Raw genomic sequence first — 18,157 nt, 5'->3', positions numbered from 1 at the left:
GCCCCGGCCGCCCGGCCGGGAGCCTGACGCCGGGCGCGGTCGCCGCGCCCCTGACTGCAAGCCCTGCGCCGCCGCCGGTCGGACCGGTCCGCGGCGATCCCGTGAAGGAAGACGAACGTGAAGCCCATTCGGAACGTGCTGATCACCGGCGGCGCCGGCTATGTCGGGACCCTGCTGACGCCGCAGCTGCTGGAGCTCGGCTACAACGTGCTGGTCTACGACACGATGTACTACGGCTGCGAGCTGAAGCCGCAGGACCGCCTGAAGATCGTGCAGGGCGATATCCGCGACACGAAGTTCCTGAAGGAGAACCTGTGGGGGATCGATGCGGTGATCTCGCTGGGCTGCATCTCCAACGACGCCGGCTACGAGCTGAACGAGGACCTGTCGAAGACGATCAACTACGACTGCTTCGAGCCGATGGTGAAGGCGGCGAAGGAGCAGGGCGTGCACCGCTTCATCTACGCCTCCTCCTCCTCCGTCTACGGCGTGTCCGACGCCCCGGAGGTGACCGAGGAGCATCCGCTGAAGCCGGTCAGCCTGTACAACGAGTACAAGGGCAAGTGCGAGCCGCTGCTGTTCAAGCATGCCGATGACAGCTTCACCTGCGTCACCATCCGCCCCGCCACCCTGTGCGGCTATTCGCCCCGCCAGCGGCTGGACCTGTCGGTCAACATCCTGACCAACCATGCGGTGAACAACGGCAAGATCGTCGTCTTCGGCGGCTCCCAGCAGCGCCCGAACCTGCATGTCCAGGACATGTGCGACCTGTACAAGCTGCTGCTGACCCTGGAGGACGAGAAGATCCAGGGCGAGACCTTCAACGCCGGCTACGAGAACCAGTCGATCGACGATATCGCGCTGGAGGTGAAGAAGGTCGTGGAGGAGGAGTTCCCGGACCGGGCGCCGATCGAGATCGAGCATACGCCGACCAACGACATCCGCTCCTACCGGATCACCTCCACCAAGATCCAGCAGAAGCTGGGCTTCACCCCGAAGCGCAATATCGGCGACGCGGTGCGCGACCTGTGCAAGGCCTTCAAGGAAGGCAAGCTGCCGAATTCCATGACGGACGAGGGCTACCACAACGTGAAGGTGCTCAAGTCCAAGGGCATCATGTAGGGCGGGGTCGATAGAATGGCGGAAAAGCCCCTCGTCGTCGTCACCGGCGGCGCAGGCTTCATCGGCAGCCACATGGTCGACCTCTGCGTCGCCGACGGCTACCGGGTGCATGTGGTCGACAACATGGTGGGCGGCCGCGCCGCCAACCTGGAGCAGCATGCCGGCAACCCGGACGTGGTGCTGGACGAGCGCGACATCCGCGCCGTCCAGCCCGGCGACAAGCTGTTCGAGGGCGCCTCCTACGTGGTCCATTTCGCCGGCATCGGCGACATCGTGCCGTCGATCGAGCGGCCGATGGAGTACATGTCCGCGAACGTGATGGGCACCGTCCACATGCTGGAGGCCGCCCGCGCCGCCGGCACCGTGAAGAAGTTCGTCTATGCGGCCTCGTCGTCCTGCTACGGGCTGGCGCAGACGCCGACCGACGAGAACCATCCGATCCGGCCGGAATATCCCTACGCCCTGTCGAAGTACCAGGGCGAGATGGCGGTGTTCCACTGGCACGACGTCTACCACCTGCCGGTGAACTCGGTCCGCATCTTCAATGCCTATGGCACGCGGTCGCGCACCTCCGGCGCCTATGGCGCGGTGTTCGGCGTGTTCCTGCGCCAGAAGCTGGCGGGCAAGCCCTTCACGGTGGTCGGCGACGGCACCCAGCGGCGCGACTTCCTGTTCGTCACCGACGTGGCGAAGGCGTTCTGGGCCGCGGCCCGGACCGAGAAGGTCGGCCAGGTCTGGAACCTGGGCGCCGGCAACCCGCAGTCGGTGAACCGGCTGGTCGCGCTGCTGCAGGGCGAGGCGGTGCATATCCCGAAGCGTCCGGGCGAACCGGACGTGACCCATGCGGACATTGCCAAGATCCAGCGCGACCTGGGCTGGAAGCCGGAAGTGAGTTTCGAGGAAGGGGTCGCAAAGGTGGTCGCGAACATCGACTACTGGCGCGAGGCCCCGCTGTGGGATCCCGACTCGATCGCGAAGGCGACCAAGACCTGGTTCGAGACCCTCGCTGACAAGGGCAACGCGCCGTCCTGAGGGCGGCGCAGCCCGATCCCGAACAAGACCATAACGAGATAGAGAGCTTGGAGGCGATGTCGCAAATGGACGCCGACAGCATGTTCCAGTACCGGCGCAAGGTGAAGACGCCGGAAGAACTGATCGAGATCATCGGCCCGCGGCCGCGGGCGAAGAAGGTGATCATGTGCCACGGCGTGTTCGACATCGTCCATCCGGGCCATGTCCGCCACCTGCTGTACGCCAAGTCGAAGGGCGACCTGCTGGTGGTCACCGTCACCGCCGACGAGCACATCATGAAGGCCAATGTCCGGCCCTACGTGCCGGAGGAACTGCGGGCGATCAACCTCGCGGCCTTCGAGATGGTCGACTATGTGGTGATCGACAAGGATCCGACGCCGATCTCCAACCTGAAGCGGATCCAGCCGGACTATTTCGCGAAGGGCTACGAGTATGTCGACGGCAAGCTGACGCCGAAGACGCAGGAGGAGGCGGATATCGTCGAATCCTACGGCGGCGAGATGATCTACACGCCGGGCGACATCGTCTATTCCTCCTCCAACATCATCGAGACCTCGCCGCCGAACATCGCGCACGAGAAGCTGATGGTGCTGATGGACGGCGAGGGGCTGACCTTCAACGACCTGCGCGAGGCGGTGCTGAAGTTCGACGGCAGCCGGGTCCACCTGCTGGGCGACACCATCATCGACAGCTACACCCACTGCTCGATGATCGGCGGCATGACCAAGACGCCGACGATGAGCGTCCGCTTCGAGGAGAAGCAGGACTTCATCGGCGGCGCCGCCGTGGTGGCGAAGCATATGCGGGCGGCAGGCGCGCAGGTGGTGTTCTCCACCGTGCTGGGCGACGACCCGCAGAAGGAGATGGTGCTGAAGGACCTGGAGGCGCAGGGCATCACCTGCGCCGCGATCGTCGATCCGACCCGGCCCACCACCAACAAGAACGCGATCGTCGTCGGCAACTACCGCCTGCTGAAGATCGACACCCTGGACAACCGCTCGATCTCCGAGAAGATCCTCCGCCAGCTCTGCGAGCAGATCCAGCGGGAGAAGGCGGATGCCGTGGTGTTCTCCGACTTCCGCCACGGCATCTTCAACAAGCACACGATCCCGGAGCTGATCGAGGCGATCCCGGAAGGCGCCTTCAAGGTCGCCGACAGCCAGGTCGCCAGCCGCTGGGGCAACATCCTGGACTTCCGCGGCTTCGACCTGATCACCCCGAACGAGCGCGAGGCGCGCTTCGCGCTGGCCGACCAGGACAGTGTCGTGCGGCCGCTGGGGGTTGAGCTGTTCACCCGGGCGGAATGCAAGACCCTGATGCTGAAGCTGGGCGATCGCGGCATGATCACCTTCCGCGACCGGCCGGCGCAGGACGCGCGGTCGTTCTTCACCATCGAGAGCTTCTGCGACCGCGCGGTGGATCCCGTCGGCGCCGGCGACGCCCTAGTGGCCTATGCCACCATGTCGATGGTCACCACCGGCAGCGAGGTGATCGGCGCCATCCTGGGCAGCTTCGCCGCCGGCATGGAATGCGAGCGCGACGGCAATATCCCGATCACCACCCGCGACGTGATGCAGAAGATCGACGCGGTGGAACGGGCGATCAAGTACGCCTGATCCCAGGGGGCGGGAGAGCAGCAGCATGCGGTGCATCACGATCGGCCTGGGTGTGCAGGGGCCGAAGCGGATCAAGGCGGCGGGTCCCGACAATGTCGCGACCGTGGATCCGGTGAAGCCGGAAGCCGATTTCAGGCGGGTCGAGGAGGTGCCCCTGGACCGCTACGACGCGGCCCTGGTCTGCACCCCGGACGAGGTCAAGCTGCCGCTGCTCAGCTACCTGCTGGAGAACGGCAAGCATGTCCTGGTGGAGAAGCCGCTTTTCGCCGACAGCGAAGACGACCTGCTCCGCCTGAAGGCGCTGGCGCAGAAGACCGGCGCGACCTGCTACACCGCCTACAACCACCGCTTCGAACCGCATTTCGTGAACATGAAGCGGGTGCTGGATTCGGGGGAACTGGGCGAGATCTACCGCTGCCGGATGTTCTACGGCAACGGCACCGCCCGGCTGGTGCGGAATTCCGAATGGCGGGACCAGGGGTCCGGCGTGCTGCCGGACCTGGGCTCGCACCTGCTGGACACCCTGCTGTTCTGGTTCGAACGGCCGGACTACGACTTCCGCATCATCTCCGCCGACCGGTTCGAGAACCGCGCCTTCGACCATGTCGTCGTCGGCGGCGAGCCGCAGCAGGGCCGCGGGCCCCGGCTGGAGCTGGAGATGACCCTGATGTCGTGGCGCAACCACCACACCACGGACATCTTTGCCGAGAAGGGCTCGGCGCATATCGAATCCTTGTGCAAGTGGGGCCCCTCCACCCTGACCGTGCGCGACCGCAAGGTGCCCGCCGGGCGGCCGGACGAGCGGGCGGAGACCCTGGTGCAGCCGGACCCGACCTGGGACATCGAATATGCCCATTTCAAGAGCCTGTGCGGCACCGGCGCCGGCAATATCGACAACGACCTGTGGCTGAACCGGCAGCTGAAGGCCCTGGCCGACGAGGCGCTGCGCCGCTTCCCGCCGGCCCCGGCCTCCGCCGCCTGAAGCCGGCCCAGACCCTGCCAGAACCCGAAAGATCCCGGAGCGCGAGACGTATGACCGCGACCAAGCCTGTCGTCGGCTATGCCGGCATGACCCATCTGGGCCTCAATTCCGCCGTGGCGTCGGCGGAACGGGGCTTCGACATGGTCTGCTTCGACCCTGACGAGAGCCGGATCGCGCCGCTGCAGAAGGGCGAGCTGCCGGTGGTGGAACCGGACCTGCCGGAGCTGCTGGCGAAGAACCGCGACCGCATCACCTTCACCTCCGACCCGGCCGACCTGGCCGCCTGCGACCTGGTCTATGTCGCGCCCGACGTGCCGACCGACGATGCCGGGGCCAGCGACACCGGGCCGCTGGAGGCGCTGATCGCGACCGTCGATGCGGCGATGCGCGCCGACGCGGTGATGGTGATCCTGAGCCAGGTGTCGCCGGGCTTCACCCGGCCGCTGCCGCGGCCCGGCGCGGTCAAGTACTACCAGGTGGAGACCCTGATCTTCGGCCGCGCGATCGAGCGGGCGATGTATCCGGAGCGCTTCATCGTCGGCTGCGATGATCCGGACGTGCCGCTGCCGCCGGCACTGGCGACCTACCTGGCGGCCTTCGACAATTGCCCGATCCTGCCGATGCGCTACGAGAGCGCGGAACTTGCGAAGATCTCGATCAATGTCTGCCTCGTCGCCTCGGTCAGCGTCGCCAACACCCTGGGCGAGCTGTGCGAGAAGATCGGCGCCGACTGGTCGGAGATCGTGCCGGCGCTGAAGCTGGACCGCCGCATCGGCCCCTATTCCTACCTGGCGCCCGGCCTGGGCATTGCCGGCGGCAACCTGGAGCGCGACCTGGCGACGGTCTGCCGCTTCTCCGACCGCTACGGCACCGATTCCGGCTTCATCCGCGCGATGATCGCCAATTCGCAGTACCGCCGGCACTGGCCGCTGCGCCGCCTGCACGAGGTGCTGCTGAGCCGCGGCGCCGATATCGACCCGGTCGTCGCGGTCTGGGGCCTGGCCTACAAGCAGGACACCCATTCCACCAAGAACTCGCCCAGCCTGGCCTTCCTTTCGGCGCTGGGGCCGTTCCGGGTGCAGGCCTTCGATCCGGTGGTGAAGGCCGATCCCGCCTTCCATCCGCGGATCGAAGGGGCGGAGAGCGCGCTGGCCGCGCTGGAGGGCGCGGAAGTGCTGGCGATCATGACCCCCTGGTCCGCCTTCCGGGAGATCGCGCCGGCGGAGATTGCCGCCCGCATGTCGGGCCGGCTGGTGCTGGATCCCTATGCCGTCCTGGACCGCAAGGCGGCGCAGGCCGCCGGGCTGGACCTGCAGACCCTTGGTGTCGACCTGGGGGCGGCCGCGCCGGCGCGCGCCGCCGCCGAGTGACCGCGGCCCCGTGCTGACTGTCCGCCTGCGCTGACCGCCCGGCCGTGCTGACGCATCGCCTGGACAAGCCCCGCGACCCGGCGCGGGTGGTGGTCGTCGGCTCCGGCGGCTTCATCGGCCGCACCCTGTCGGAGCTGCTGGCCGGGGAAGGCGTGCCGGTGCTGCCGGTCGACCTGCCGGGCCACGACCTGACCCGCGACGGCGCGGGCGCGGCGCTCGCCGCCGAGCTGCGGCCCGACGACGCGCTGGTGTTCCTGGCCTCGCTGACCCCGGACAAGGGGCGCGATGCCGGCACCTTCCGGACCAACCTCGCCATTGCCGAAGGGGTGCTGGCGGCCCTGGCCGCCGCCCCGGTGGCGCACCTGCTCTATTTCTCGACCGACGGCGTCTATCCCTTCCGCGAGGCGCTGGTCAGCGAGGCAACGCCCGCCGCGCCGGTGGATTCCTACGGCGCCATGCACCTGGCGCGGGAGATCCTGGCGCGCGACCTTGCCGGCCGGCTAGAGATCCCGATGGCGGTGCTGCGGGCGACCCTGATCTATGGCGGCCGCGACACGCACAATTCCTACGGCCCCAACCGGCTGCGCCGGATGGCCGCCGCGGACGGCCGCATCACCCTGTTCGGCGAGGGCGAGGAGATGCGCGACCATGTCTATGTCGGCGACGTGGCGCGGCTGATCCTGGCCGTGCTGCGGCGGCGGTCTGCCGGCCTGCTGAACATTGCGACCGGCCGCTCGGTCAGCTATCGCCAACTGGCCGGAATGGTGGCCGCCCGGTTCGAGGCGCCGGTCGAGATCGTCGGCGGGCCGCGCATGCAGGCGGTCACCCACCGGCATTTCGACGTCACCGCGCTGCGCCGCGCCTTCCCGGATTTCCGCCTGCTGCCGCTGGAGCGGGGATTGGCGCTTGCGCATGACGAGATGCGCCGGCATGAAGGCGGCGCATGAGAGTTGAAGGACCAGAGTTGATGACGGGAGCCGCCTGACATGGCCGAGGTGAACCTGCTCCGGCAGTATCCGCGCGCGCGCCGCAAGCTGGACAAGCCGCGCTCGCAGGATCCGGAGAATGTGCGCCTGGCCCGCCAGTTCGGCCGCGACTATTTCGACGGCGCGCGCGAGACGGGCTATGGCGGCTACCGCTATGACGGCCGCTGGGTGCCGATCGCGAAGGACATCGTCGATCATTTCGACCTGAAGCCCGGCATGAAGGTGCTGGACGTCGGCTCCGCCAAGGGCTTTCTGGTGAAGGACCTGATGGGCGCCTGTCCGGGCCTGGAGGTGTTCGGCGTCGACATCTCTCACTACGGCGCGACCCATTGCGAGCCGGAGGCGGAAGGCCGCCTGGGCGTCGCCACGGCCGAGCGCCTGCCCTTCGCCGACGGCAGCTTCGACGTGGCGCTGTCGATCAACACCCTGCACAACCTGGAGCGGCCGCGCCTGATCGCCGCCCTGCAGGAGCTGCAGCGGGTTTCCGCCCCGGGCCGCACCTACGTGCAGCTGGACGCCTACTACAACGAGGCGGAGCGCGAGATCTTCCAGGGCTGGGTGCTGACCGCGCTCACCTTCCTGCGGCCGGACCAGTGGCGCGAACTCTTCGCCGAGGCCGGCTATGTCGGCGACTATCACTGGACCATCCTGGATCCGGATCCGGACTGGACCGACTTCGGCGACCAGGCCGCGCCGAACAGCTGACGTCGCACCGGCCAGATCCGGGCCGGGCGCGCGCAATCATCCGAACATCCACAGCCAAGCATCCACACCATCGAGCAGACGGGGATATCCATGACGATCAAGTCGTACGCAGTGATCGGGGGCGGCGGCTCCTTCGGCATCCACACCTCCAAGTACCTGCTGGAGCAGCCGGAGGTGGAGCGGGTGGTTTCCGTCGGCCGCAACCTGGCCCGGCCGGAGCCCTTCACCCTGAACGTGGGCAAGGACGATCCCCGCTACAGCTACCACGCCTATCACATCACCTATGAGATGGACCTGCTGCTGGAGCTGCTGGACAAGGAGCAGCCGGAGGTGATCGTGAACTACGCCGCGCAGGGCGAGGGCGCGGTGAGCTGGAAGCACAGCTGGCGCTTCTTCGAAACCAATTCAATGGCGCTGGCCAAGTTCTCCGAGGAGCTGATGAAGCGCGACTGGATGAAGCGCTTCATCCAGATCGGCACCTCCGAGATGTACGGCTCGGTGGAGCATGCCGCGAAGGAAGACGAGCCGATCAAGCCGTCCAGCCCCTATGCGGCGTCGAAGGTCGCCTTCGACATGTACCTGATGTCGGTGCACAAGTTCCTGAACTTCCCGATGAACGTGATCCGGCCGTCGAACGCCTACTGCCCCGGCCAGCTGCTGCACCGGGTGATCCCGAAGGCGGTCGTGCTGGGCCTGAAGGGCGAGAAGCTGCCGCTGCACGGCGGCGGCCGCGCGGAGAAGTCCTACATCCACGCCACCGACCTGGCGCGGGCGATCCACCTGGTCGCCAACAAGGCGCCGATGGGCAAGATCTACAATGCCGGACCGAAGGAGCCGACCTCGATCCGCCGGGTGGTGGAGCTGACGGCCGACGCGCTGGGCATCCCGTTCGACCAGCTCTGCGAGGTCACCGCCGACCGCCTGGGTCAGGACAGCCGCTACTGGCTGGATTCCACCGCGATCAAGGAAGACGTGGGCTGGGAGCCGGAGATCACCTGGGAGCAGGGCCTGGCCGACATGGTGAATTGGGGCAAGACCTATTTTGACGAGCTGAAGACCTGGCCCACCGACTACACCCTGCGGGCCTGATCGGCCGAACTGAGGGAGCGCCGCAATGAGTGCAGACGCCATCACTGCTGCCGACAACGCTGCTGGCGGACAGGTGCCGCCCGAGGCCGCCCGCAGGATGCTGGACGGCATCCTGCGGGTGCGCCTGATCGAGCAGGGCATCGCCGAGGTCTATGCGAAGGAGCAGCTGATGCGCTGCCCGACGCATTTTTCCATCGGACAGGAGGCGGTGGCGGTCGGCGTCTGCTCTCAGATGACGGTCGATGAGAAGATCACCTCCGCCCATCGCAGCCATGCCCACTACCTGGCCAAAGGCGGCGACCTGAAGGCGATGGTGGCGGAGCTGTACGGCAAGGCCACCGGCTGCGCCAACGGCAAGGGCGGCTCGATGCACCTGGTCGACAACAATGTCGGCTTCATCGGCGCGGTGCCGGTCGTGGGTGCGACGATCCCGATCGGCGTCGGCTGCGCCTTCGCCTCCGTGCTGAAGAAGGACCCGACCCTGACGGTGATCTTCTTCGGCGACGGTGCGGCGGAGACCGGCGTGTTCCACGAGAGCCTGGCCTTTGCGGTGCTGCACAAGCTGCCGGTGGTGATGGTCTGCGAGAACAACCTCTATTCGGTGCTCTCTGCACTCGACGTGCGGCAGCCGCCGGGCCGCAAGCTGGTCGACCTGGCGGCGGCGCATGGCGCGCTGGCGCTGGGCGGCGACGGCAACGACCCGGACGAGGTCTATCGCCTGACCGGCCAGGCCTTCGCCCATGCCCGCAGCGGCAAGGGGCCGGTGTTCCTGGAATTCGCCACCTATCGCTGGCTGGAACATTGCGGCCCGCTGAACGACGAGCATCTGGGCTACCGGCCGGAGGGCGAGCTGGACGACTGGAAGTCCCGCGACCCGCTGGCGATGTATTCCAAGCGGCTGATGGAGCGCGGCCTGGCCGACGCGGCGGAGATCGAGAAGCGCAGCGCGGAGATCCGCGACGAGGTCGCGGCCGCGCTGGACTACGGGCGGGAAAGCCCGTTCCCGGCGCGCAGCGAGCTCGACACCTATCTCTATGCGTCCTGACGGCGCGTCACCGAGAAACGAGGACACCGGCCTTGAGTGAACGGCAGCTGAAATTCGTCGAGGCGCTGAAAGAGGCGCAGGACATCTGCATGGCGGCCGACCCGACCGTCTACATCATGGGGCTGGGCGCGCCGGATGCGGCGGCGATCTTCGGCTCCACCAAGGGTCTGGCGGAGAAGTATCCCGACCGGGTGATCGACATGCCGGTCTCCGAGGCCGGCCTGACCGGCGTCGCGCTGGGCACGGCGCTGTCGGGCATGCGGCCGATCATGACCCATATCCGGCTGGAATTCGCGATGCTGGCGATGGACCAGATCGTCAACCAGGCGGCGAAGTGGCACTACATGTTCGGCGGCCAGGCGATTGCGCCGATGGTGATCCGCTGCGTCGTCGGCCGCGGCTGGGGCCAGGGCCCGCAGCACAGCCAGAGCCTGCAGGCCTGGTTCGCGCATGTGCCGGGACTCAAGGTGATCATGCCGGCCACCCCCTATGACGCGAAGGGGCTGCTGATCTCCGCCATCGAGGATAACGGCCCGGTGGTCTGCCTGGAGCATCGCTGGCTCTACAGCATCCACGGCAATGTGCCGGAGGGGCATTACAAGCTGCCGATGGGCGCCGCGACCCGGCTGCGCGAGGGGTCCGACGTGACCATCGCCGCCACCTCCTACATGACCCTGGAGGCGACCAAGGCGGCGGACCGGCTGGCCGCGGAAGGGATCTCGGCAGAGATTCTGGACGTCCATACCCTGAACCCGTTCGATGCCTCGCCGATCCTGGAATCGGTGAAGAAGACCGGCCGCCTGATCGCCGCCGACACCGGCTGCCGCAATGTCGGCTTCGCCGGCGAGATCGTCGCACGGGTGGTGGAGGACGGCCTGCGGGACCTGAAGGAGGCGCCGGTCCGGATCACCCTGCCGGACCTGCCCACCCCGACCAGCCGGGCGCTGTCGAACTACTACTACCCGCAGCCCGACGACATCGTCGTCGCCGCGCGGCGCCTGATGGGCCGCCCGGACGGCGAGCGGATGGAGATCAATCCGGGCGACTTCCTGGACGTGCCCGATTCGAGCTTCACCGGCCCTTTCTGACACCCGCTCCGCCGTCGGCGTGAGCGCCGGAACGGTGGCGGAGCGGGTCCGCGAGAAGCCATGAGCGAGCCGGAGGGCTGCGCCGGACAACTCAGCGTCGTCATCCCGAACTACAACCATGGCCGTTTCCTGGAGACGGCCGTGGCGGCGCATCTGGGCCAGCGCCGGCCGCCGCTGGAGGTGATCGTCGTCGACGATGCCTCCACCGACGATTCGGTGGCGGTGGTGACGGCGCTGCAGGCGCAGGAGCCGCGCATCCGCCTGCTGCGCCAGGACCGCAACCGGCGGGTCAATGCTGCGATGAACCGCGGCCTGGCGGAGGCGCGCGGCGACTATGTCTGCTTCTCCGCCGCCGACGACCTGGTCGGCCCCGACTTCGCCGCGGAAAACCTGGCCCTTCTGGATGCCTGCCCGCAGGCCGCCTTCGCCTTCTCCGACCCGGCGGAACTGCTGGGAGAGAGCGGCATCGTCCGCGAGTTCCCGCTCTACCTCTCCACGGCCCCGGCCTATCTGGAGGCGGAGCGAATGATCGCCATCATGCGCCGCGCCTTTTTCACCATCTCTTCCAACACCGCCGTCTACCGGCGCGACCGCCTGCAGGAAATCGGCGGCTTCGCGGAAGACCTGGAATGGTATGCGGACTGGTGGGTGAACTATGTCCTGGCCTATCGGCACGGCGCCGGCTATGTGCCGCGTCGCTTGGCCTGGTTCCGGGTGTCGCCGCAATCCTATTCCGCAAAGGGTGTCCGCGATGCGGCGGCCCAGCGGGCGGTGACCGACCGGGTCCTGGCGATGCTGGACGAGCCACGCTATGCCGATGTGGCGCCTCTGTTCCGGCGCTCCGGGCTGATGACCGAATTCTCGCTGCGGGGTCTGGGCTGGCTGCTTTCCGATCGGCGGGGACGGCGTTACCTGACCCCGCATCTGGCCCTGCGCATGGGCGCGCGCGGCCTGTGGGACGGGCTGCGGCCGCTGGCGCCGCTCGGTGCACGGCGCTGGCTGCGACGCCGGGCCTCCGGCCTTGCCGGACAGGGCCGCCACGATGTCTGAGGCGGCGGCGGACCCCCGGCGCGGCAGCGGTGCAGACGGCCGCGTCGCCCTGGGGGTCTATGATTTCTCCTACGGACCCTACGCGCTGGGCGATGCGCTGACCTGGAGCATGAACCTGGCCTGCCTGGCGGTGGATCGGGGCTGCGGCGGGGTCGACCAGGTGCTGTTCATCGATCCGAAGCGGCCAAGCAGCCGCTACCAGCCGTTCATCACGGCGCTGACGGCGCCGTCGGCAATCGACCAGCTGCTGCCCGGCTTCCTCTGCACGCCGGGCCTGCGCAGCCTGAAGGTGCTGCGTGATGCGCCGACCTTCCACCGCTTCCTGTGGCGCGACGGCTTCCGCCGGCCGATGTGGCCGAGCCTGTGGCAGCACCTGAACCGGAAGCTCGATCAGGTCTCGCACTTCCGGATCAATGCCTTTTGGCGCAAGCACGGCTTCCTGCCGCGGCTGCAGGCGCCGCGCGGCCACGAAGGGGCCGCTCGCGCCTGGCTGCGCCAGGTCGCTGCGGACCGCTTCACGGTCGCGGTGAACCTGCGCCAGAGCGTCCGCGCGCCCCTGCCGGCGAACCTGTTCCGGGATGCCCCGCTGCCGGAATGGTATGCCTTTTTCGACCGGGTCGCGCGCAGCCATCCGGACACCCTTTTCCTGCTGCTGGGCGGCTATGGCGAATGGGACCGGCGATTGCTGCGCCTGCCCAACCTGCGGATTGCGCGGCGCGAGGGCCTGGGCCTGGGCGAGGAACTGGCCCTGGTCACCTTGGCCGACATGTTCATGGGTTCTTCAAGCGGCTTTGCCGCGATGGCGACCTTTGCCGACCGGCCCTACCTGATCACCAAGATCGAGCATCTCTTCGCCCGCTATGTCGAGGTGCCGGTCGGCGCCGCGCACTATCCTTTCGGCGCCGCCCACCAGCGGCTGCTGTGGGAGGAGGAGGACCGCGACAGGCTGAGCGAGGAATTCGTCCTGCTGCGCGAAAAGGTGACGGAGCTGGCGGGGCGGCGAACCGATGGCGGCCATGCCTGACCGCTGCCGGATGCAGCGGGAGCACCGGCGATGAAGCGGCTGCTGGTTCCCGTCCTGGACCTGGGCCTGCGCATCGCCCGCCGCCTGCGCTTCTTTCCCTTCAGCCTGGTCTTCCTGGCGATCGGCGCCATGCTGCGGCGGATCGACCTGCGGCGCGACAGGGCGCAGCATCGCCGGTTCGACCTGTCGGACACTGCGGCGGGCTATGCGCAGCTGCTGCGCGCGGGACCCCTCCCGGCCGACCTGGTCGTCGATTGCGGCAGCGAAGCCGCCGAGGCGGGCAGCGCCGGACGCCCGGCGCCGGCTGCGATCCTCGCAGCTTCCCTGGCCAATCCCGCGATCCGCTCCATCGGCTTTTATTTCGACCCTGGCGCACTGGCAGAGGACCTGCCGCTGTGGGGCCGCGCGCTGGAACGCGGCAGCGGCAGCCCGGTGCGGCCGGTGCCCTATGCCGGGGCGCAGCGGGAGGGCGAGCTGCTGCTGGCGCGTCTTGCCGGCGGCCGTCTTGTTTATGTCCTTGACGATGCCCAGTTGAGCCTGCAGGAGGCGCAGGCCCTGGCGGCGGAATCGCCGGAGTTCCTGTTCGTCGACCTGGCCTGCCGCGGCTCCCTGGCGCCGGGCGAACGTCCCGGCAACCTGGTCCCGCTTGGCGCCGCGGGATTGGGGCTGCATCTGAAGGTGGCGCTGGTCCGGTCGGCGGACATGTACATCGGCAGCGACCCGGTGCTGGCCGCGGCGGCGCCTCGGGCAACCGCCCTGGCGGCGCTGCGGGTGCAGGGCGGGCTGCGGGACCGGCTGCGGGCGCGGCCCGCGGCCGGCGACACGATCCACTGAGCCGGCCCCCACTGAGCCGTCCGGACCCTGCCGAATGATGGAGCGAACCGAGTGAACAGTCCGGATGCGGACATTCCGGCGATCGACGAGAGTGTCGCCGCCTGGCACGCCTATGAGATGCGGACGGGCCGGCGATTCGCCTTCGGGCGGAACTGGGCACGGTTCATCGAAGGGCTGGGGGACGACCAGATCGCCAGGGCGCGCGAGGCGCTCGCGCGTTCGCTGCAGGTCGACCCGGCTGCCGTGCAGCCGCTGGCGGGGCGCAGCTTCCTGGACATCGGCTGCGGCAGCGGCCTGACCAGCCTGGCAGCCCGCCAGCTCGGCGCGGAAGTGGTCTCCATCGACTTCGACCCGGAGGCCGTGGGCTGCGCCCAGGAACTGCGGCGGCGCTATCGCGCGGCGGATCTCGCCGAAGGCGGCGGCTGGCGGATCACGCAGGGCTCTGCCCTGGACGAGGACCATCTGACGGCGCTGGGTCATTTCGACATCGTCTGTTCCTGGGGCGTGCTGCACCATACCGGCGCGATGTGGGAGGCGATCGACCTGTCCGCGAAGCGGGTCGCGCCCGGCGGACTGTTCTTCATCGCGATCTACAACGATCAGGGCCTGGTCAGCCGGGCCTGGCGGCGCATCAAGCGGATGTACAACGGCTGGCCGGTCCTGCGCCTGCCGCTGATGCTCGCCTTCGCCCCCTACTATGTCGGCCTGCGCTGGCTGGTGCAGCAGGTGCGGGGGCGGCGGGAACGGCGCGGCATGTCGCTCTGGACCGACCTGCGCGACTGGCTGGGCGGCTGGCCGTTCGAGGTCGCCCGGCCGGCGGAGATCGAGGCCTTCCTGACCGCGCGCGGCTTCACCCTCCTGGCCACCGTCACCGTCGGCCGGCGCCAGGGCTGCAACGAATTCCTGCTGCGCCGGGACACGCCGACCGCTGGCGGATGATCCGGCACCGGTGACGACGGCCCGATGACCGCGCGCCCGTGACCAGCCCCCCTGTGACCACCCCTGCGGAGCGGCACTACCTGCATGCCCTGCGCACGGCGGAACTCGACGGCGCGCTGGGCGTCCTGCCGCCCGACTTCGCGTTGCGCGACGCTGCGGTGTTGGAGATCGGCGGCGCGGACGGCCATGTGGCGCAGCTATTGGCCGCCCGCAGCCGTCAGGTGAAGGCGGTCGATGTCGCCGTGCCGGCGGCACCGCTGTTTCCGGTGCAGCGTTACGACGGGCATCGCCTGCCCTTCCCGGACGGCGCCTTCGACCTGGTCTATTCGAGCCATGTCATGGAGCATGTCGCGCATTTCGACGCCTTCCAGGCAGAGGTGATGCGGATCCTCCGGCCCGGCGGGCTGGCACTGCATGTCGTGCCGACGGCTGCCTGGCGGTTCTGGACATTGGTCGCCCACTATCCCGCCCTGCCGAAGCTGGTGGCGAACCGCCTGCGCGGCCCCATGGCAGGGCAGGGCGATCCGGATGCCGCGCGGCCGGCGCGCCGCGGTCCCTGGCATGCGGCGATGCGGCTCGCCGCGGCGGCACCCCATGGCGAGACCGGCACAGCGCTGCAGGAACTGCGTCATTTCTCGCTGCGCGACTGGCGCCGCCGCTTCCGCGCCTGCGGCTGGCAGCTTGTCGAGTGCCGGTCCCTCGGCCTGTTCTATAGCGGCTACATGCTGGCGGCCGGCCGTCTTTCGATGCCGGCGCGGCGCCGCATCGCCGCGCTGGCGGGGGCGTCCAGCGGCTGCCTACTGCTGGCGCCGCCAGCCGGCCGTGCCGGCCAGTGAGCATCATGGAAAATCCGACGGGAAGCACCGCGGGGCGCGGCGCGCCGATGCGGGTCTGCCATGTCATCACCGGCCTGGAGCGTGGCGGCGCGGAAACCGCGCTGGTGCGCCTGCTGGGCGGCCTGGACAGGGCCGAGTTCACGCCCACAGTCCTGTCCTTGACCGACCGCGGCGTGCTCGGCGGTGCGGTGGAGGCCGCCGGCGCGGAGTTGCACTGCCTTGGCTGGCGCCGTGGCCGCCCGCCGATGCCCGGCCAGGTCCGGCAGCTTGCCCGGCATATCGCTGCGGCCGCGCCCGCCCTGGTTCAGACCTGGCTCTACCATGCCGACCTGGCGGGCCTGCTGGCGGTGCGGTTCGGCGGCGGCGGGCGGCGGCTGCCGGTGCTGTGGAACATCCGCTGCTCCGACATGGACTTCAGCAATTATGGCCGCGGCACCCGGCTGACCGTACGCCTGGCGGCCCTCCTGTCGCGGCTGCCGGCGGGGGTCGTGGTGAACTCCGCCGCCGGCCGGCGGGTGCATGAGGGGCTCGGCTACCGGCCGCGGGCCTGGCATCTGATCCCGAACGGCATCGATGCGACCCGCTTCCGGCCGGACCCGGAGGCGGCGGCGGCATGGCGCGCGGCGGTCGGGCTGCCCGACGACGGGGTGCCGCTGATCGGCCATGTCGCCCGCACCGATCCGCAGAAGGACCATCCCGGCTTCCTGCAGGCGCTGTCCGGCCTGGCGCGCCGGGGGGTGGCGTTCCGCGCCGTGCTGGCCGGGCGGGGCACGGTGGACCTGGCGCCGCTGCGCGACCGGCTCGGCCTGGGCGACCATGTGCGGCTGCTGGGGGAACGGGACGACATGGCCGCGATGATGGCCGCCCTGGACCTGTTCTGCATGAGTGCCGCCTATGGCGAAGGCTTTCCCAACGTGCTGGCCGAGGCGATGGCCTGCGGGGTCCCGGCGGTGACCACGGATGTCGGCGATGCGGCGCTGATCCTGGGACGCCCCGACCGGGTGGTGCCGCCGCGGGCACCGGCCGCGCTGGAGGCGGTGCTGGATTCGGCCCTGCGCCTGTCGCCGGGCGAACGCCGGGCCGAGGGCGCTGCCGCCCGGGCCCGGATCCTGGACCGGTTCACGCTGGAGCGGTCGGTGGCGCAGTACCGCCGCCTCTACGGCAGCTTTGCCCTGGGCGACAGGGGGGCGAACCTGCCCCGGCCCATTGCCGGCGCTGCCGATCGCGGTATGTGATAGTATCAACGACTGCTCACGATGGATGCCCTCAACCCTGACATGATCCCTGCGCCAGGCGAGACGTCCGAGATGGACAAGTCGATCGACGCCATGGACGCCGAACTGCTGGCGGGGCCGGAGATCTATCATCCGTCGCGCCTCTGGCAGGACCTGAACCGTCAGAACACGGAACAGCTGCGCCGTGGCGGGATCGAGAACTTCAAGCGCAGCATCAACCAGAACTATTTCAACTTTCTGCCGCTGACCCTTGGCGATGCGCAGCTGTTCCGCCTGATGCGGGATGCTGTCGGGCATGGCCGGCTGCCGCTGCCGCGGTCCACCATGCGGGATCCCGACCTGACCGCCGATGGCGGGCTGCTGCCGGCGAAGGAGCGGATTTTCAACGGCCGGCGCGGCTGGCGGAAGTTCCTCTATCGGACAATGGTCGACCTGCTGTGGGACCATGTCGCGCGCGAACTGCCCGACGACCGGCTGCGCCAGGCCGCGGAGCCGGAGATCGGCAACCCGATCGACCTGCGGCGCGACGGGCGGCTGATTTCCCAGGACCTGGCCCATTCCTTCCTGGAATGGCGGACCCTTGCGCCGGTGCTCGCCGGCCTGCGCCAGGGCGACCATGTGCCCGTGGTGGCGGAGGTGGGCGCTGGCTACGGCCGCCTGGCCAGCGCGCTGCTGACGGACATGCCGGTACGCTACTGGATCTTCGACGTGCCGCCGGCGCTCTACGTCTCTCAATGGTATCTGGGGCGGCTGTTTCCCGGCCTGCGGCAGTTCCGGTTCCGGCCCTTCGACCGATACCAGGACGTCGCCGCGGAGCTGGCCGAGGCGGACATCGCCTTCTTCACCGTCAACCAGATCGAGGCGATGCCCGGCGATGCCGCGGATGTGGCGGTCAACATCTCGTCCCTGCACGAGTTCAAGCCGCGGCAAATCGACAACACCCTGCGACAGATGGCCCGGCTGGCACGCGCGGCCGTTTATCTCAAGCAGTACAAGACGTATGTGAACCCGGCGGATCGCCTGATCGTCCAGGAATCGGCCTATCGCCTGCCCGAAGGCTGGCAGCCGCAGCTGTGGCGCACCGACACCGCCGATCCCCGCTTCTTCGAGGCGGTGTTCGCGAAGGCGCAGGGTTCGGTCTGACGGGTCGCCGTCTTCGGGCCGTCAGATCCGGGACAGGGTTCACGCAGGGCCGGGCGCCGGC

At 68.9% G+C, this 18,157-nt stretch carries 17 protein-coding genes; all 17 read left to right on the top strand.

Going from position 1 to position 18,157, the window contains the following annotated elements; genetic code table 11:
- Nucleotides 1-117: 117 nt before the first annotated feature.
- The 17 genes from ACFOGJ_RS08035 to ACFOGJ_RS07955 all read left to right on the top strand — a co-directional run bounded on the left by ACFOGJ_RS08035 (nucleotide 118) and on the right by ACFOGJ_RS07955 (nucleotide 18,096).
- Nucleotides 118-1,122, top strand: coding sequence for an NAD-dependent epimerase/dehydratase family protein (locus tag ACFOGJ_RS08035; RefSeq protein ID WP_379899334.1), 1,005 nt, complete (start codon nucleotides 118-120; stop codon nucleotides 1,120-1,122).
- Between the two features lie 15 nt (nucleotides 1,123-1,137).
- Nucleotides 1,138-2,154: a GDP-mannose 4,6-dehydratase gene (locus tag ACFOGJ_RS08030; RefSeq protein WP_379899333.1), complete on the top strand. Its 1,017-nt coding sequence runs from the start codon at nucleotides 1,138-1,140 to the stop codon at nucleotides 2,152-2,154.
- Nucleotides 2,155-2,219: 65 nt separating this feature from the next.
- Nucleotides 2,220-3,770, top strand: coding sequence for a PfkB family carbohydrate kinase (locus ACFOGJ_RS08025; protein WP_379899332.1), 1,551 nt, complete (start codon nucleotides 2,220-2,222; stop codon nucleotides 3,768-3,770).
- A gap of 25 nt (nucleotides 3,771-3,795) precedes the next feature.
- Nucleotides 3,796-4,752: a Gfo/Idh/MocA family protein gene (locus ACFOGJ_RS08020; protein WP_379899331.1), complete on the top strand. Its 957-nt coding sequence runs from the start codon at nucleotides 3,796-3,798 to the stop codon at nucleotides 4,750-4,752.
- A 50-nt stretch (nucleotides 4,753-4,802) separates the two neighbouring features.
- Nucleotides 4,803-6,122 (top strand): nucleotide sugar dehydrogenase, encoded by a 1,320-nt coding sequence (locus ACFOGJ_RS08015; protein WP_379899330.1) that lies wholly within the window; start codon nucleotides 4,803-4,805, stop codon nucleotides 6,120-6,122.
- A gap of 44 nt (nucleotides 6,123-6,166) precedes the next feature.
- Nucleotides 6,167-7,069 carry an NAD-dependent epimerase/dehydratase family protein gene (locus ACFOGJ_RS08010; RefSeq protein WP_379899329.1) on the top strand — a complete coding sequence of 301 codons (903 nt, stop codon included), beginning with the start codon at nucleotides 6,167-6,169 and terminating at the stop codon, nucleotides 7,067-7,069.
- A gap of 39 nt (nucleotides 7,070-7,108) precedes the next feature.
- A complete protein-coding gene (locus ACFOGJ_RS08005; protein WP_379899328.1) occupies nucleotides 7,109-7,813 on the top strand; it encodes a class I SAM-dependent methyltransferase in 705 nt (234 codons plus the stop codon).
- Nucleotides 7,814-7,903: 90 nt separating this feature from the next.
- Nucleotides 7,904-8,902 (top strand): GDP-mannose 4,6-dehydratase, encoded by a 999-nt coding sequence (locus ACFOGJ_RS08000; RefSeq protein WP_379899327.1) that lies wholly within the window; start codon nucleotides 7,904-7,906, stop codon nucleotides 8,900-8,902.
- A 25-nt stretch (nucleotides 8,903-8,927) separates the two neighbouring features.
- Nucleotides 8,928-9,947, top strand: coding sequence for a thiamine pyrophosphate-dependent dehydrogenase E1 component subunit alpha (locus ACFOGJ_RS07995; protein WP_379899326.1), 1,020 nt, complete (start codon nucleotides 8,928-8,930; stop codon nucleotides 9,945-9,947).
- Between the two features lie 32 nt (nucleotides 9,948-9,979).
- Nucleotides 9,980-11,035 carry an alpha-ketoacid dehydrogenase subunit beta gene (locus ACFOGJ_RS07990; protein WP_379899325.1) on the top strand — a complete coding sequence of 352 codons (1,056 nt, stop codon included), beginning with the start codon at nucleotides 9,980-9,982 and terminating at the stop codon, nucleotides 11,033-11,035.
- Nucleotides 11,036-11,095: 60 nt separating this feature from the next.
- Nucleotides 11,096-12,085 (top strand): glycosyltransferase family 2 protein, encoded by a 990-nt coding sequence (locus ACFOGJ_RS07985; protein WP_379899324.1) that lies wholly within the window; start codon nucleotides 11,096-11,098, stop codon nucleotides 12,083-12,085.
- The gene (locus ACFOGJ_RS07980; protein ID WP_379899323.1) at nucleotides 12,078-13,109 is read left to right on the top strand and encodes a hypothetical protein; all 1,032 of its coding nucleotides are present in this window, start codon (nucleotides 12,078-12,080) and stop codon (nucleotides 13,107-13,109) included. Before ACFOGJ_RS07985 ends, ACFOGJ_RS07980 begins: the two co-directional genes overlap by 8 nt.
- Before the next feature lie 30 nt (nucleotides 13,110-13,139).
- Nucleotides 13,140-13,943, top strand: a complete 804-nt coding sequence (locus tag ACFOGJ_RS07975) for a hypothetical protein (RefSeq protein ID WP_379899322.1) — start codon at nucleotides 13,140-13,142, stop codon at nucleotides 13,941-13,943.
- 51 nt (nucleotides 13,944-13,994) lie between these two features.
- Nucleotides 13,995-14,882 carry a class I SAM-dependent methyltransferase gene (locus ACFOGJ_RS07970; protein WP_379899321.1) on the top strand — a complete coding sequence of 296 codons (888 nt, stop codon included), beginning with the start codon at nucleotides 13,995-13,997 and terminating at the stop codon, nucleotides 14,880-14,882.
- Nucleotides 14,883-14,920: 38 nt separating this feature from the next.
- Nucleotides 14,921-15,718 carry a class I SAM-dependent methyltransferase gene (locus ACFOGJ_RS07965; RefSeq protein WP_379899320.1) on the top strand — a complete coding sequence of 266 codons (798 nt, stop codon included), beginning with the start codon at nucleotides 14,921-14,923 and terminating at the stop codon, nucleotides 15,716-15,718.
- Nucleotides 15,719-15,723: 5 nt separating this feature from the next.
- Nucleotides 15,724-16,953 carry a glycosyltransferase gene (locus tag ACFOGJ_RS07960; protein ID WP_379899319.1) on the top strand — a complete coding sequence of 410 codons (1,230 nt, stop codon included), beginning with the start codon at nucleotides 15,724-15,726 and terminating at the stop codon, nucleotides 16,951-16,953.
- Nucleotides 16,954-17,025: 72 nt separating this feature from the next.
- Entirely contained in the window at nucleotides 17,026-18,096 is a 1,071-nt protein-coding gene (locus ACFOGJ_RS07955; protein WP_379899318.1) for a putative sugar O-methyltransferase, read from the top strand.
- The last annotated feature ends 61 nt before the right edge of the window (nucleotides 18,097-18,157 follow it).

Origin of the sequence: Marinibaculum pumilum (genome assembly GCF_042646425.1) — a bacterium.
GTDB classification, from domain to species: Bacteria; Pseudomonadota; Alphaproteobacteria; order Ferrovibrionales; family Ferrovibrionaceae; genus Marinibaculum; species Marinibaculum pumilum.
This window is presented reverse-complemented; position numbering and strand designations above follow the sequence as displayed.